Source organism: Neobacillus sp. NPDC097160 (genome assembly GCF_044762155.1).
In the GTDB taxonomy this organism is placed as follows: domain Bacteria; phylum Bacillota; class Bacilli; order Bacillales; family Cytobacillaceae; genus Neobacillus.
Window position 1 is genome coordinate 282,375 of sequence record NZ_JBIWDU010000003.1, and the last position, 15,909, is coordinate 298,283.

At 39.4% G+C, this 15,909-nt stretch carries 17 protein-coding genes; 14 read left to right on the forward strand and 3 right to left on the reverse strand.

What is annotated here, in order from left to right; translation table 11 throughout:
- Positions 1-47: 47 nt before the first annotated feature.
- From ACIQXV_RS05810 to ACIQXV_RS05835, 6 genes are all read left to right on the forward strand, one after another.
- Complete coding sequence (locus tag ACIQXV_RS05810) at positions 48-1,562, forward strand: spore germination protein (protein WP_402956874.1); 1,515 nt, start codon at positions 48-50, stop codon at positions 1,560-1,562.
- A gap of 11 nt (positions 1,563-1,573) precedes the next feature.
- Positions 1,574-2,695: a GerAB/ArcD/ProY family transporter gene (locus ACIQXV_RS05815; RefSeq protein ID WP_402956876.1), complete on the forward strand. Its 1,122-nt coding sequence runs from the start codon at positions 1,574-1,576 to the stop codon at positions 2,693-2,695.
- Positions 2,679-3,836, forward strand: coding sequence for a Ger(x)C family spore germination protein (locus tag ACIQXV_RS05820; RefSeq protein ID WP_402956878.1), 1,158 nt, complete (start codon positions 2,679-2,681; stop codon positions 3,834-3,836). The genes ACIQXV_RS05815 and ACIQXV_RS05820 overlap by 17 nt, the downstream gene beginning before the upstream one ends.
- Positions 3,837-3,915: 79 nt before the next feature.
- Positions 3,916-4,491 carry an SCO family protein gene (locus tag ACIQXV_RS05825; RefSeq protein WP_402956880.1) on the forward strand — a complete coding sequence of 192 codons (576 nt, stop codon included), beginning with the start codon at positions 3,916-3,918 and terminating at the stop codon, positions 4,489-4,491.
- Between the two features lie 110 nt (positions 4,492-4,601).
- Positions 4,602-5,426, forward strand: a complete 825-nt coding sequence (locus ACIQXV_RS05830; RefSeq protein ID WP_402956882.1) for an SGNH/GDSL hydrolase family protein — start codon at positions 4,602-4,604, stop codon at positions 5,424-5,426.
- The gene (locus ACIQXV_RS05835; RefSeq protein ID WP_402956884.1) at positions 5,427-6,005 is read left to right on the forward strand and encodes a YpmS family protein; all 579 of its coding nucleotides are present in this window, start codon (positions 5,427-5,429) and stop codon (positions 6,003-6,005) included. It begins immediately after the preceding gene.
- Between the two features lie 28 nt (positions 6,006-6,033).
- Here the strand turns inward: ACIQXV_RS05835 and ACIQXV_RS05840 are convergent, their stop codons facing one another.
- Positions 6,034-6,786, reverse strand: a complete 753-nt coding sequence (locus tag ACIQXV_RS05840; RefSeq protein ID WP_402956886.1) for a DUF4397 domain-containing protein — start codon at positions 6,784-6,786, stop codon at positions 6,034-6,036.
- Positions 6,787-7,120: 334 nt separating this feature from the next.
- Between ACIQXV_RS05840 and rsgA the strand changes: the two genes are divergently transcribed.
- The 3 genes from rsgA to msrB all read left to right on the forward strand — a co-directional run bounded on the left by rsgA (position 7,121) and on the right by msrB (position 9,266).
- Complete coding sequence (gene rsgA, locus ACIQXV_RS05845; protein ID WP_402956888.1) at positions 7,121-8,188, forward strand: ribosome small subunit-dependent GTPase A; 1,068 nt, start codon at positions 7,121-7,123, stop codon at positions 8,186-8,188.
- Positions 8,189-8,302: 114 nt separating this feature from the next.
- Positions 8,303-8,845, forward strand: coding sequence for a peptide-methionine (S)-S-oxide reductase MsrA (gene msrA / locus ACIQXV_RS05850; protein ID WP_402956890.1), 543 nt, complete (start codon positions 8,303-8,305; stop codon positions 8,843-8,845).
- Positions 8,835-9,266, forward strand: coding sequence for a peptide-methionine (R)-S-oxide reductase MsrB (msrB, locus tag ACIQXV_RS05855; RefSeq protein ID WP_402956892.1), 432 nt, complete (start codon positions 8,835-8,837; stop codon positions 9,264-9,266). Before msrA ends, msrB begins: the two co-directional genes overlap by 11 nt.
- Before the next feature lie 26 nt (positions 9,267-9,292).
- Here the strand turns inward: msrB and ACIQXV_RS05860 are convergent, their stop codons facing one another.
- A complete protein-coding gene (locus tag ACIQXV_RS05860; RefSeq protein ID WP_402956894.1) occupies positions 9,293-9,889 on the reverse strand; it encodes a DUF502 domain-containing protein in 597 nt (198 codons plus the stop codon).
- A 119-nt stretch (positions 9,890-10,008) separates the two neighbouring features.
- Here ACIQXV_RS05860 and ACIQXV_RS05865 point away from each other — a divergent pair, with 119 nt between their 5' ends.
- Positions 10,009-10,182 carry a YjcZ family sporulation protein gene (locus ACIQXV_RS05865; RefSeq protein WP_402956896.1) on the forward strand — a complete coding sequence of 58 codons (174 nt, stop codon included), beginning with the start codon at positions 10,009-10,011 and terminating at the stop codon, positions 10,180-10,182.
- 61 nt (positions 10,183-10,243) lie between these two features.
- Here the strand turns inward: ACIQXV_RS05865 and ACIQXV_RS05870 are convergent, their stop codons facing one another.
- Entirely contained in the window at positions 10,244-11,605 is a 1,362-nt protein-coding gene (locus ACIQXV_RS05870; RefSeq protein WP_402956898.1) for a TrkH family potassium uptake protein, read from the reverse strand.
- Between the two features lie 188 nt (positions 11,606-11,793).
- On the opposite strand from ACIQXV_RS05870, the gene ACIQXV_RS05875 reads away from it, so the two are divergent.
- The 4 genes from ACIQXV_RS05875 to ACIQXV_RS05890 are packed head-to-tail and all read left to right on the forward strand — an operon-like array spanning position 11,794 to position 15,790.
- Positions 11,794-13,149 (forward strand): aspartate aminotransferase family protein, encoded by a 1,356-nt coding sequence (locus tag ACIQXV_RS05875; RefSeq protein ID WP_402956900.1) that lies wholly within the window; start codon positions 11,794-11,796, stop codon positions 13,147-13,149.
- Positions 13,150-13,842, forward strand: coding sequence for a CoA transferase subunit A (locus ACIQXV_RS05880; RefSeq protein WP_402956902.1), 693 nt, complete (start codon positions 13,150-13,152; stop codon positions 13,840-13,842).
- A complete protein-coding gene (locus ACIQXV_RS05885; protein WP_402956904.1) occupies positions 13,827-14,492 on the forward strand; it encodes a 3-oxoacid CoA-transferase subunit B in 666 nt (221 codons plus the stop codon). Before ACIQXV_RS05880 ends, ACIQXV_RS05885 begins: the two co-directional genes overlap by 16 nt.
- A gap of 29 nt (positions 14,493-14,521) precedes the next feature.
- Positions 14,522-15,790, forward strand: a complete 1,269-nt coding sequence (locus ACIQXV_RS05890) for a peptidase (RefSeq protein WP_402956906.1) — start codon at positions 14,522-14,524, stop codon at positions 15,788-15,790.
- Positions 15,791-15,909 lie beyond the last annotated feature (119 nt).

Below are 15,909 nucleotides of genomic sequence, written 5' to 3' on the forward strand. Positions count from 1 at the left end.
GTATTTTGGAAAAGATAAGGAAAATTGAATCGTAAAAGGTGTTGCGAATGTTCAAATGGTTAGCTGGAAAGAAGTCCACTGAAGAATCGAAACCACATAGTTTAACTATAGATGGATTAAAGGAACAGATCAAAAGTCAACTCAATGTGGGTTCCGACCTAGCATTTAGAAACTTAAAACGTGATGGACAAAAACTTGTTTTATGTTATATGCATAGCTTAATTGATAAAAATGCCCTTGATGAATTTATTTTAGCGCCCATTCAAGAAAATACCCAAACCGAGTGGACATGCGATGCAATTGCGCAAATCCTTTCTATTTCCGATTTATCCGCTCAAAATCAACTAGATGATGTTGTTGAAGGAATAAATGTAGGAAAGGTATACATTTACGTGGAAGGGCAGCCTTATGGCATACTCGGTAATGTAAGTAAAACGGTAGAAAGAGGAATTGAAAAGGCTGAAACCGAGTCACTTGTTTATGGGCCCAAAATCGCTTTTACCGAATCCCTTAGCGGCAATTTAAATATTTTAAGACAAAACATAAAAGATATAAACTTATGCATGGAAGATTTGACGGTTGGAACAAGAACAAAAGCAGAGGCAAAGCTTATCTATATAAAAGACATAGCGGCTGAAGAACATGTTAATGCTTTTCGAGAAAGAATCAATCAATTAGAGATAGACCATGTTGCTGGCACCACGGTCCTTGGTCAATTAATTGAAAATAATAGTTGGACTGTTTTTCCACAATTAGTGACAACAGAGCTTCCTGATCGAGTCTCGATTGCATTGATGAGAGGGAAAGTTGTTGTGTTAATGGACAGGAGTCCTGATGCTTTATATGGACCAACTCCATTTTTTACCTTTTTTGAGTCCACCGAAGATGTGTATATGCGCTGGAACATGGGGCTTGCTCTAAGATTTTTACGGTTGCTGGCAGCTTTTATGTCCGTTCTTCTTACACCTGCCTATGTAGCCGTTTTGACCTATCATTATGAAGTCATTCCATCGGCATTGCTGGTTTCATTGGGACAATCTAGAGCGAACGTACCATTTCCACCTATGTTTGAGGCACTTTTGCTTGAATTTTTTATTGAGCTATTACGAGAGGCGGGAGCTAGGCTGCCAACGAAGGTTGGTCAAACAATGGGTATCGTTGGCGGTATTGTCGTTGGTCAGGCAGCGGTGGATGCCGGTTTTACGAGTAATATTTTAATTATTATCATTGCCCTGAGTGCGCTTGGCTCATTTACCACTCCTAGTTATATAATGAGTACGGCAATTCGGATGATACGGTTTCCAATCATTCTGCTAGCGGGCTTTTGGGGAGGAATCGGGATCATGGTCGCTTTTTGTTTTTTCCTCATTCACCTATTAAAATTGGACACGATGGGAGGATCCTATCTTTCACCTGTCTATCCGTTAAGGTGGAGGGATTTAGGATACAGTTTCTTCCGCGTTCCAACTCAATATCTTTCAAAGCGGCCAATAACGAACCACCCAATCGATGTGCAGCGGTTTTCCGCGCAAAAAGCGAAAAAAAAGGATGTAGATGAATAGGAGCGAACAAAATGAAGGTGAATTTACATCCAAAGAAAAATATCTTGTTTAATGCTTTTTTTCTCATATTTATTATTTACTCAGTGCAAGCTGGAGTGGGGGTTGTCGGGCTGCCTAGAATCGTTTATCTAGAGGCAAAGCATGATGCCTGGATCTCTGTGTTACTAGGCGGGGTTTTCGTTTCCATTGTTTTGTGGTTTGTGATGATGATGCTAAAACAATATGATAGTGCTGATTTATACGGGATTCATGTGGATGTATTCGGAAAATGGCTGGGTAATTTTCTGAGTACTCTTTACATGCTCTATATGTCCGCCGCTTTTTTTATTATTATGATGAATTATATTGAAATTGTTCAGGTATGGATCTTCCCCAATTTACCCACTTGGCCGCTTGCTTTCGTTCTGATACTTATCGCCGTTTATGCTGTTTATGGTGGAATTAGAGTGATTGTTGGGGTGGCTTTTTTATCCGTTATAGGAACGGTGTGGCTGATTTTGATTCAAATTGTAGCATTACGGTATTCGGACATTGCGCATATTTTTCCGATTATGAATGTGGATATAAAACACCTGCTAAAAGGCGTTAAAAGTACTACTTACTCGATGATGGGCTTTGAATTAATCTTATTTGTCTATCCCTTCATTAAGGAAAAACGGAAAGCCCATCTTTATGTCCAGCTTGGAAATGCTTTTACGACCATCACATTTACGATTCTTACATTCATTTCAATTATCTTTTTTGCAGAAGACAGCCTTAAAAATGTTATATGGCCTGTGATTTCGATGTTTAAAGTTGTCAAGCTTCCCAATTTAGAAAGGTTTGAGTTTATTGTTGTTTCCTTTTGGATGCTGGTGATATTACCTAATTTGTGTACTTACCTATGGGCGGCCTCAAAAGGTTTTTCAAGAATTTTAAAACGAAAGCAAAAATGGGGGGTATGGATCATTGCCTTACTTGCTTTTAGTACCACTTTTTTCATAAAAGCAAGATATCAAGAGAATGAGGTTACAGATTTAATTGCAAAAATAGGGTTTTATGCGGCTTATTGTTACCCAATTGTTCTTTCCATTATAGTTTTCGTGAAAAAGCGACTATCAAGGAGGAAAAAATCACATGCAGAAGTGCCCTAAGTGGAACCTGCTGGTTGCTCTACTTTCTTGTGTCATTTTTTTATCGGGATGTGTAGAGCGTAAACAGTTGGAAAAGTTAGGATTAATGACGGCTGTGGGGTATGATTTGGAACAGGAAAATCGGATTAAGGGTACTGCAGTTGTCCATAAATTTGATCCGTTAGCAAAAAATCTAACGAAAATCATAACAGTTGATGGCAATACAAGTAAGGCAATCCGGCAAGAGCAAAATCTTGAAACAGACCAAAGACTAGTCATGGGACAGCTTCGCTGTGTAATCTACAGCAGGGAATTAGCAAAACGTGGAATTATTCAGCTTGTAGATGCCCTGAATCGCGATCCAAGCATTGGAAATACGGTTTACTTAACGGTTGCTGATGGTGATGCTTCATCCATTTTTAATACCGAACAGAAGAATCTTAAAACTGACCTTGGGACGTATTTATATAATTTAATAAAACAAAATGTTGAAAGTGAACAGCTCCTTTCTCCCACACTTCATGACTTTAATCATTTCTTTAGTGATCATGGAAAGGATCCAGTCTTGCCCATTTTAACAATAAAGAATGGGACCATTATCATATCGGGGATTGCCCTTTTTAAGGAAGACAGGATGGTTGATACACTTAATAGTGACGAACTTTTTTACTTAAAAGTCTTATCAGATAAATATCAATCCGGGTCATTCGAACTTGGATTTACCCGATCCCGATTTAAAAAAGTCATCAGGAAAGAAGAAGGTATTGCTTATCGAACAGTTTACAATAAATTTTATCTTAATCTTGATAATATTCGCAGTCACTCTAAAATTAAATTAGTCGACAAACAAAACCTTCGTTATAAGATAGAAATAGACTTGGCATCAATATTGTTGGAAGCGACAGAGCCATTAGATTTGTCTACTCCAGAGAATATTAAGTATATTGAAAAAGAAGCAAATAGGGAAATGGAAAAGGAGATAAAAAAATTACTCCTAGGTTTTCAAAAAAATGGTGTGGATCCTGTAGGATTTGGGGAAAAATATATCGCCAGGACACGGGGGAAAAGGATTTCTAAAAAAGGATGGAAAGAAAAATACAAAAATGCAAAATTTGAAGTTCAAGTGAAAAATACGATAACTAAGACCGGTTCTATTGATTAAAGCCCATTTACTTTCTTCTTTTTCAATTCTTTGTTACACTATTCACGTTATGGAATAGAAAAAGGTTGCAGGTGATATCATGAAGGCTCGGTTTTTGTTAGTATTTTTAGTGATTAGTACGTTGTTAATGGCCGCATGTGGGAAGAAAGAAATAGAAAATGCCGTGAATTGGCCGATAAAGAATTTTACGGCGACAACCCAGGAAAACAAGCCAATAAGCTTAAAGGATTTAAAGGGTAAGATATGGATTTCTAACTTTATGTTTACCAGCTGTCCAGATGTGTGCCCGCCGATGACTTCCAATATGGTGAAATTACAAAAAATGGTGAAGGATGAAGAATTAAAAAATGTCGAATTTGTTTCCTTCAGTGTGGATCCTAAAGTAGATACACCAGAGGTTTTAACACGCTATGCTACGCAATTTGGTGTTGATTTTAAAAATTGGAACTTTCTAACTGGCTATTCTCAAGAATTTATTGAAGAATATGGACCGAAAAACTTTAAAACAATTGTTAAAAAGATGTCAGAGGGTAATGTCTTGCACCAACCGTATTTTTATCTAGTAGATCAGGATGGGAACATAAAAAAAACCTATAAAGGGGACCAAGAAGTTCCGTTTGATGAAATCATCAACGATATTAAAACATTGCAATAGACCTTTACATAGGTCTATTTTTTTGCCAGGAATAGGATATATTACATATTTGTTTTGAATGAATAGAGTCGTGGTATAATAAAATTACTTTAGAAGGCAGGTGAATAAAAATGAAAAAGTATTTCACCCCTCTAATTCTCTCGGTATTATTATTAGGTTCATGCAGTCAATCTAAACCTTTAGTGCTCCATCAGGAAAAGAAGGTGGCAACACAGGTTTTTGCACAAATCCCCGCCGATTTTTACCCGCGAAAATTGACGGTTCTATCTGCTGGTGATTCCTTAACGCAAGGCGTTGGCGACAGTACGGAGCGAGGCGGATACTTACCTTACTTAAAAACAATGCTAGAAAAAGAAAAAGGAATCCAAGAAGTTGATTTCTATAATTTTGGGGTAAAGGGTAATCGGACAACTCAGCTGTTAAAAAGACTCAAAACCCCGGAAATGAAGGAAGTAATACAGAAATCGAATTTGGTGGTTCTAACCATTGGCGGCAACGATATTATGAAGGTCGTAAAGGACAATATTTCAAACCTTCAAATATCTGATTTTATCAAGGAAAAAGAAACCTATCGTACCCATTTAACACAAATTATGGAGGCGATTGTCCAAGAAAATCCAAACGCGTCCATCGTGCTTGTTGGCTTGTACAATCCATTTTCGAAGTTGTTTTCTGATATAAAAGAGATGGATCAAATAGTTGCCGACTGGAATCAAGCTGGTCAAAGTGTGATTGCCAATTATCCCAATGCCTATTTTGTTGAAATCGAAGACGTGTTTTTGAATGCAGCTGAAGAACTTTTGTATACCGATCATTTCCATCCAAATGACAAGGGATACGAACTGATTGCTGGAAGGTTGAACGAGACCTTGGGTGAGCGAGTAATACCTGACCTGGAGAAATCGTCCTATACGGTCAGTACAGAGGAGAATTAGATGAAAAATAAATGGAAATTTGGGTTCCTTCTTTTGCTAGGACTCAACCTTTTGTTCGCAATTATTATTTTATCGCTACTATTGGCTCCGTCGGATAGCAACGAAATCAGCAAATTGAATAGTCCAACAGGTGACCATGTTTCCTTCCATGTAAATTCAAATAAGTATGATTTAAATAGGCTTATTAACCATTATCTAAAAGAGGAAGCAGCTGATTCTCCGATTGATTATCGGGTCATATTAGGGGATGAAGTTGAATTATATGGGACATTGCCATTTTTTAGTGAAAAATTAAATTTAAAATTGACCTTTGAACCAATCGCGCAAAAAAATGGTGATTTGATCTTAGAGCAAAAATCAATGGCGGTCGGAAAGTTACATCTTCCAATTTCATACGTTCTTAACTTTATTAGTGAAAACTACAAGCTTCCAAAAGGAGTCGATATTAGACCGAATGATCATCTTGTTTATATCCACATGCAGCAATTAAAACTGAAAAGTAATCTAAAAATCAAAGCCGATAAATTTGATTTAAAGAATGATGATATCGCTTTTACTATATTAGTACCAGTAAAATAGGTGCCTAGTCCGGGCACCTATTTTTGGGTTAGTCCTTAATGGTGATAAATTGAAATTCTGGTGTGCCTTTTGATAAGCCGAGAAATACAATCGTGTAACTCTCATTTGCCTTAAACTGTACTTTTGGCATTGGCAAAAGTACATCTTTACTTCCTGCAGCTCTTCCTTCTAGGTCTACTGTCATCGGTGTTAATCCTAAATAATTGGTGGTTTGTTTATAGGAAACTTTAGGGAAAATCACATCTCGACCCTTCACGGCGATATCAAGTGGCGGGGTATCTGGAGATAAGTGAATAAAGCGTACTTTTGCTTCATTTAAAGGTACACCTTGCTCGTTCAAAAACACAAGCAGGCGCATCTTTTTAACAGAATCAATCGTTGTCAGTGTATACGATTTTCCCGCCTCCACCGTTACATTTTTATTTAAGACACTGTCAACCATATTCCCGGATGGATATATATCAATATGGTACTTCCCAGGATTTAAGGAAAGTTCCAGACTGACATGCATATATGACAGATCCTTTATGACCTTTTTTCCATTTATATAAACATCAACATTGGGGGAATCATGGGAGGTGTGAAGCAGGCGGACTTTTGCTTCTCCTTGTTGTAATTGAGAATTCGTACGCATGATGTTCATAGCTTTATTGATGTTTTTATAATGTTTTAAATAGAAATGAATGTGTAAATTGGGGTTTGTGTATTTATAATATTGGGCTAACAAATTATACATGGCAGCTTTTTGAAGATAATTGGCTTGGTTTCTTGTCTCGGACATTTTATCAACTCCTAACTAGTGGATTACACTATAAATTATTCAATCTGAAATAGGTAGGTGTCTACATTCCGTTTGCGAAAATTGGCATTTTTGTTTACAAGTGGATAAATTTTGCATATACTATTATTAAATATGTTGGAAAGTGGGTGACGTGCAATGTTAATTGAAACGATGAGAGTAACAGCTAAGATGAATATTGTTTGCACAGCCCAAAGATTTTTCGATTAGGCAGGGTCTTTTTGATCCCCCCTTATTTGACGATGCGAATCAACCATGGGCTGTGTGTCTATGGTTTTTTATTTTTTAAAAAAATAAATTCGCTGGAGGAATATGGATGAATTTAGTAACAATGGGTTTAACTGAAAAGGTAAAGAATGATTTTAATACTATAAAAACAAGTGATGATGTGATTATTGGCCGCGTGGCCCTTGAGCACAAGAGGATGTACCGGGTATGGACAGAGCAGGGTGAATTATTATCTGAGGTTTCGGGTAAGTTTAGTTTTCAGGCTCACTCAAGAGAGGATTTTCCTGCGGTGGGTGATTGGGTCTCTCTGAAACCAAGGTTTGAGGAAGGAAAGGGAACGATTTTTGCAGTCTTGCCGCGAAATAGTAAGTTCTCTAGAAAATCAGCTGGTGGCACCGCTGAAGAACAAATAGTTGCCGCAAACGTTGATACTGTTTTCCTTGTCAACTCATTAAATGAAGATTTAAATTTACGAAGGATTGAACGCTATCTTTTGCTTACATGGGAAAGTGGGGCAAATCCTGTTATTGTTCTAAGTAAAGCAGACCTTTGTCAAGATCTGGTGGAGAAGTTAGCTGAAATCGAAGCCATTGCTTATGGTGGTGTCCCTGTTATACCGATTAGTTCCGAGACCATGAGTGGTTTTGAAAAATTAGATGCTTTTTTGCAGCCAGGCAAAACGATTGCTTTACTTGGGTCATCTGGGGTCGGGAAATCAACGTTAACAAATCGGTTATTAGGGGAAGAAAAGCAATTGGTTCAAGAGATTCGTGCGGACGATGCGAAAGGAAGACATACGACAACCCACAGAGAACTGATTTTATTGCCAAATGGCAGTATTTTAATCGACACTCCGGGCATGAGAGAATTGCAGCTATGGGAAAGTGCTGATGGATTAACTGAAACCTTTTCAGAAATTGACGAACTTTCTTCCCAGTGCCGCTTCCGTGATTGCCAGCATAAGGATGAACCGGGATGTGCAGTCGTGAAGGCAATTGAAGAAGGTTTCGTGGCGGCTGAACGGCTGTATAGCTATAACAAGCTGCAAAAAGAGCTGGCGTTCATTGAACGAAAAGCTGACAAACGAGCACAGTCGGAGGAACGAAAACACTGGAAAAATTTAAACAAACAAATGAATCAGTGGAAAAGCCGATAAGTATGGAGTGCCGAACCGGGAGGAACTGGTTCGGCTTTCTTTATGTAGGTTCCAATATTTTATTTTGAAGCAAACATTTGTTATACTTTTAGTAAGACGAAAAGGGGTGGGAACATGGAAGAGAAACATCAATTAGCAACATTTGCGGGCGGCTGTTTTTGGTGCATGGTGAAGCCGTTTGATGAACAGCCGGGCATAATAAGTGTTTTGTCCGGATATACCGGGGGAACAGTCGAAAACCCGACCTATCAGCAGGTCTGCACAGATACCACCGGACATTATGAAGCCGTTCAAATCACTTATAATCCGAACATTTTCCCGTATGAAAAATTAGTTGAGTTATTTTGGCAGCAAATCGACCCTACAGACGCAGGCGGCCAGTTTCATGACCGGGGCCAATCATATCAAACAGCAATTTTTTACCATGATGAAACACAAAAGAGGATTGCTGAAGAGTCTAAGCAAAAGCTGCAAGAAAGCGGCCGGTTTAACAAGCCAATCGTGACACCAATTTTGCCAGCGCAACCCTTTTATCCTGCTGAAGAATATCATCAACACTACTATAAGAAAAACAGTGCCCATTATCAGTCCTATCATGTCGGGTCAGGCAGGGCTGGTTTTATTGAGAGGAATTGGGGGAATCATCATGGGAAATAAAGATTTGAAAAAGGAATTAACACCCATCCAGTATGAAGTGACACAAAATAATGGTACGGAGCCGCCGTTTCGCAATGAATATTGGAATGAAACCCGAGAAGGGATATATGTCGACATTGTTTCCGGTAAGCCGTTATTCAGTTCTCTTGATAAATTTGATGCCGGCTGCGGCTGGCCGAGCTTTACGAAACCGATTGAAGACGAAGAAGTGTTGGAAAAAGCAGATCATAGCCATTTTATGGTGAGGACAGAGGTAAGAAGTAAATCAGCGGATTCTCACCTAGGTCATGTATTTAATGATGGCCCAGACCCAACAGGCTTGCGCTATTGTATCAACTCCGCCGCATTACGGTTTATCCCGAAAGAAAAGCTTGAAGAAGAAGGGTACGGAGAATTTACAAAACTATTTGATAAAAAATAAAAGCCGCCAATTTGCGGCTTTTTATTTTATGAATGTTTCCCCTTTTGTTTTGAAGTAGATGTCATTCCGCCTGAGAGGACAAACTTCATTGCATCTTCGGCCTTAACATCGATAATCTCAACTTGCTCCTTTGGGATTAAAAAGGTAAATCCTGCTACCTGGAATGTTTGCGGAATATAGACCGCAACATGATCCTTTAAGGGACTATAAAAATCCTCTAATTGCTCCGAAGTAATAAAGCCGATACTGCGCATTTCAGTACCTGGAATGACAACTAATGCCACCTTGGAAAACGATTTCTTATCGCCTAGGAAGGATTGAACCGTATCCTTAATGACGGAATAAATCGTTTTTACTACCGGGATTTTTTCAAGAAGACGATCAATTAGTTTAATGATTTTCCCCATTACATATTTTGTGGACAGCCATCCTAAAATTGTAATCAAAACAATGGTTGTTAATAAGCCGATTCCAGGTATGTAATCTTCCCTCAGGTAAGGTCTCAATATATTGCCTAATAACCCGTCCAAAAATAAAAACGTTTTATAAATGACATAGATTACAAGAATAATCGGCACAATCGTTAAAATACCATTAATAAAATTCTTTAAAATTGCTTTCATCCTATCACCCACAAATTTATCATTGTCTCTCATAATATAGGCGAATGCACATACAGGTCAAGTACCAAGTACATAAAGTAACATGGAATAGATACAATTTATCGAGGAGTGAAGCGTGTATGTATGGAGGATATGGTGGATGTGGATATGGATATGGATATGGATATGATGGCTGCTGCGGTTATCCGGCATACCCTGTAGGTGGATGCGGAGGCTTTGGCTTTGGAGGCTTTGCTTTAATCGTTGTCTTGTTTATTTTGTTAATCATAATCGGTGCAAGCTGGAACTTTTAATAAAAGAAAAGGGGCTGACTCACAAAGACGAGTCAGCTTTTTCTTTGCTAAGGTAGAAATATTATCCAATTGTTACCTTTTCCTTTGGATAATTGAATTTCTCCTTGCTGCCTTTGCCTCGTAAGATGAGTAAACATGTTACAATGCCAACTCTTCCGATAAACATTAAGCTAATGATAAGGATCTTTCCAAAAGTTGTTAATCTAGATGTTAACCCCATTGATAATCCATTTGTACCGAAGGCAGAAGAGACTTCAAAGATAACCTCAATTAATGTGCCTTGCTCTGTAATGGATAAAACGATGATTGAGCTCAAACAGAGGAAGGCAGCAGTTGTTAGCACAATAAATGATTTAAGCACATCTTCGCTATGAAGTTCCCGCCTAAATATTTTGATTGAGCTTTTTCCTTGAGCATAAAAAATAATCGATAATATCACTATGGCGAAGGTAGTTGTCCTGATCCCTCCGCTTGCACTGCTGGGCGAGCCGCCAATAAACATCAAAATTGACAGGAACAGCTGGTTGCTTGGAGTAAAATCATTGATATCCATTGTCGTTAATCCAGCGCTTTTGGTTGTTGCTGAATGAAAAAGGGAGTAAAAAAACGATTCATGCCATGCCTTATTTACAAAAAAGTGATGACTGTCTAAAAGATAAATAACAATCGCGCCAACTACAGTAAGAATGACAAAGGTTAACGTTGTTAATTTCGTAAACAAGGTAAAATGAAATCTTTTCTTCCGCTTTAGACTTAAAAAGAATTCATAAATCTCCACCATTACAGGGAAACCAATGGCACCAACAATCATTAAAAAGATAATTACCGTTTGAACAAAGTAATCATGACTAAAAGGACTAAGAGACTCATCCGTAATATCAAATCCTGCATTGGTTGTGGCGCTAATGGAAGCAAAAAATCCATGTTTAAAGGCAGTAAAAGGGCTATCGTAATAACCCTTGAACCAAAAGCCTAAAATAAGACCGCCTATTAATTCAAATGAAACAAAAATAATTAAGATCCGTTTTGCCAACTGGACCAATCCTGCAAGATTTGATTGATTTTGGTCAATCATGATCAGCTGTCTTTCTTTCAAACCCACTTTTTTCCCCAGCATAATCCATAAGAAAGTACTTAAGGACATGACGCCTAGTCCGCCTAATTGCAGAATCAAGCATAAAAGAAAGATTCCAAAGTTACTAAATGTATCTTTTAAGGAGATGACGCTCAATCCTGTTACACTGATGGCGCTAGCTGAAGTGAACATGGCATCAATAAAACTTAACGAAACATTTTCACGATGGGCTAGAGGAATTTTTAATAAGAGTGTAGAAGCGATTAATGCAGACAAATAAAAAATCACGATCAACTGTATAGTGGATAGTTCTTTCGTTTTTAATTGAATTTTTTTTATTGTGTTCATATGACCCTTTCCTTCTGTAATCTACAGTCATTCTATAATACCCTTGCCAAAAAGTAAAAGAGAGATTACTAAGAATGCATTTTATAATTTCTTCGTTATAACCTTACCAAATCAGATGATAGAATGAAAAATCACTTCATATAATGACATAAGGGACTGACCTATTTTGATAAAGAAAGTGGTGTCATATGGAAAAATCTTTTTTAATCAAACCTTTGCTCGATGAACTATACCCTGTCATTGATTATGGCAAAGGGGTTTATCTTTTTGATAAAGAAGGGAACAAATACCTTGATGCGGCTTCAGGTGCTGTTACAGCCAATATCGGTCATGGCACAACCGAAATCATTGAGGCGATGCAGGAACAGGCAAAAAAAGTTTCCTTTGTGTATCGGTCCCAATTTACAAGCGAAGCAGCTGAAAAGCTAGCTAAAAAAATTGCCGAATGGACACCGGGCGAACTAAACTGGAGTTTCTTTGTGAATAGTGGCTCTGAAGCTACTGAGACGGCAATGAAAATGGCGATTCAATATTGGCAGGAGCAAGGGATTCAATCAAAGACGAAAGTTTTATCAAGATGGGTCAGTTATCATGGAATAACATTGGGAGCGCTTTCGATGTCTGGTCATACAGGAAGAAGGGCTAGATTTGTTCCGCTTTTAGAAGACTTTCCAGTCATCAACCCGCCATATTGCTACCGCTGTCCATACAGTCTTGAGGCACCGTCCTGCGGTTATATGTGTGCCAATGAATTGGAAACGGCAATTAAGCGGATTGGAGCTGACCAAATCGCTGCATTTATTGCTGAACCCGTTATTGGGGCTGCTGGCGGGGCGATTGCACCTCCAAAAGGTTATTTTAAAACCATTAAAAAAATCTGTGAGGACAACAATCTTCTCTTCATAGCGGATGAAGTCATGACAGGTTTTGGACGGACTGGAACGGTTCTTGCATGTGAGCAATGGGACGTTGTACCTGATATTGTTGCATTTGGAAAAGGGATGGGTGCAGGATATGCACCGATTGCTGCAGCAGTTGCGAGTGAAAAGGTAATGGCGCCGATTTTGGCCGGAACAAAGTCAGTAATGAGCGGACATACATTGAGCGCCAATCCCCAATCATGTGCCGTGTCTTTAGCTGTTCTGGAATACTTAGAAAAAAACGAGATAATAAAAGAAGTAGAATGGAAGGGAGTTTATTTGAAAAATCAGCTTGAAATACTAAAAGGACAATTTTCGTTTATCGGTGATGTTCGCGGCAAAGGCTTGCTGCTCGGTATCGAATTTGTGGAGGTACGCGAAACGAAAACGCCATTCCCGAGGCAAGCCATGATTACACAAAAAATAGTAGCGCTTGCTAAGGAAAAAGGGCTCCTATTATACCCTGCAGGTGCTGGAATTGATGGGGTGAACGGTGATGCAATCATTGTCTCTCCACCATTAACGATTACAAAAAGAGAGATTGAGAGCCTAGTATTTTTATTGAAGGAAACATTTGCAGCCTTTTCAAACCAAATGAATGTAGGAACGGTGGGTGATAGTTAAATGGAAAATTCATTCGGAAAAATAACCACCTTAGAGGCGGTTCTGGAATTTTTTCATAACGGTATGACAATCATGTTTGGCGGTTTTGGCGGGGTCGGATCTCCTCCGACATTGATTGATGGAATTTTGGAGAAAGGCATTCGTGAGCTCACCTTGATTGGAAACGATACAGGATTTCCGCATATTGGTATTGGGAAACTAATCAGCAAGGATCTGGCCAAGAAGGTCATTGCCTCACATATTGGCTCCAACCCGATAGCAGGACAGCTTATGCATGATGGAAAGCTGGAGGTAGAGTTTTCTCCACAGGGCATTTTAGCAGAAAGAATCCGTGCCGGTGGTGTCGGTCTGCCAGCTTTTCTTTCAGATATCGGCATGGATAATGAAATGGTGGCGAAAAATAAACCACTTTTTGCGATTGACGGAAAAAATTATCTTGTTGAAACTGCCTTAACAGCAGAGGTTTCCATCATTTATGCGAAAAAAGCGGATGAGTATGGCAATTTAGTTTATGACAAAAGTGCTCGGAATACGAATCCACTCGTTGCGATGGCAGGGGATATAACGATTGCAGAGGTAGAAGAGATTGTTCCAATGGGAAGCCTGAACCCTGATGAAATTATTACACCTGGAGTGTTCGTTGATTATCTCATTCCATCGAAGGGAGTGAATTGGAAATGGGCATGGGAGTAGATGTTCGCAACCAAATGGCGAAAAGGGCTGCGGAAGAAATTCAAAATGGAATGGTGGTCAATCTTGGCATTGGGATCCCTTCACTTGTTCCAAACCATTTGTCAAAAGAGACAATGGTGATGTTTCATGCGGAAAATGGGATTACCGGGATGGGACCGAGTCCTGAAAAAGGGAAAGAGGATGAAAATTTATGCAATGCCGGCGGATTTCCAGTCACACTAAACAACGGTGGCTCTTATTGTGACAGCGCCATTGCGTTCGGAATGATTCGCCGTGGCAGGGTTGATATCACCATATTAGGCTCCCTTCAGGTAAGTCAATATGGCGACCTTGCAAACTGGATAGTTCCTGGGAAAAAGGTTCCAGGCATGGGAGGGGCGATGGAACTCGCACAAAAAGCGAAAAAAGTCATTGTCGTGATGAATCATTGTGACAAACATGGTCATCCGAAAATTGTTCAATCATGCTCATTACCATTAACATCGGCGCGCTGCGTCGATCTAATTGTCACCGATTTAGCTGTGTTTATGGTAACTGAAGCTGGTTTGCTATTGATAGAGCTGTTTGCACCATACAGTTTAGATGATGTGGTAAATAAAACCGGGTGTGAATTTAAAGTAGCTGAAACTGTTCGGAAAATCCCGTATTAAGCGTAAATCTGCCTGGAGGAGTGAATCAATTGAAAAAATATGAAAACCAAATAAAGCAGTGGCTAAAAGAGAATCGTGCTCGAGGGGCAAGACTGTTACAAATCCTTGTTCGTGAAAATAGCACGCGGGGAAACGAAAGCAGCACCCAAGCGCTTGTGATTGAAAAATGTCGTCAGCTTGGGTTAGCACTTGATATTTGGGAACTTAATGGTGTTGAATTAAAAAAACACCCTGCTTATTGCTGCGACCGTCAAAGCTTCGATGGGAATCCCAACCTTGTTGCGGTGTTAAAAGGCACAGGCGGAGGTAAATCCATCATTTTAAACGGACACATTGATGTCGTTCCAGTTGGGAAGGAGTCGAGCTGGGAACATGATCCATTTAGCGGAATAATTGAGTGCGGCAAGCTGTATGGCAGGGGTGCAACAGATATGAAAGGCGGGAATGTTGCACTGCTAATGGCAATTGAATCGTTGGTTGCCAATGGAATTAAGTTAAAAGGCGATGTTATTTTTCAAAGTGTAATTGAAGAGGAAAGCGGCGGAGCCGGTACCCTTGCTGCAGTTTTAAGAGGGTATCATGCAGATGGGGCCATTATTCCCGAACCAACCAATTTGAAGATGTTTCCGAAACAACAAGGGTCGATGTGGTTTAGAATTACCGTGAATGGTAAAGCGGCACACGGCGGAACAAGGTACGAGGGTGTCAGCGCCATCGAGAAATCTCTCCTAGTGATTCAACGATTACAACATTTTGAGAAAGACAGAAATGCTAATATCTCGGATCCTCTCTATGAAAAGATCCCTATCCCGATTCCGATTAACATTGGCAAGATTACAAGCGGCGAATGGCCATCATCAGTGCCTGACACTGCTGTTATCGAAGGAAGAATGGGTGTTTCGCCGGAAGAAACGATACAATCAGCACAGTTCGAAATGGAAAATTGCTTGCATGAATTGACAAAAAATGATGTGTGGCTGCAGGAGCATCCTCTTAAGCTAGAATGGTTTGGCGGCAGGTGGCTGCCAGGAAGTCTTGAAAGTGACCATCCTTTGATGAATGAACTGACAAAAAGTTTTGTAGAGGTGAAGGGGGCACACCCTGTTGTCGAAGCAAGTCCGTGGGGAACTGATGGCGGTATTCTTTCTACTGTAGGAAATACCCCCGTGGTTGTTTTTGGGCCTGGTATAACCGAAACAGCTCACGATGCTAATGAGCATATCAATTTGGATGATATGTTTATTGCCAGTGAAATCATTGCTTTAACACTATTGAAATGGTGCGAGGTGGATGTGTAGGGTAATTTAATGATGTTATTGACAAGGAAGGAATCAAATATGTCAATGATGAAATAAAGGAACTATAGATATTTTAATGCGGGATGAAATGTCTGGCTTTATTCGAGGCCAGACATTTT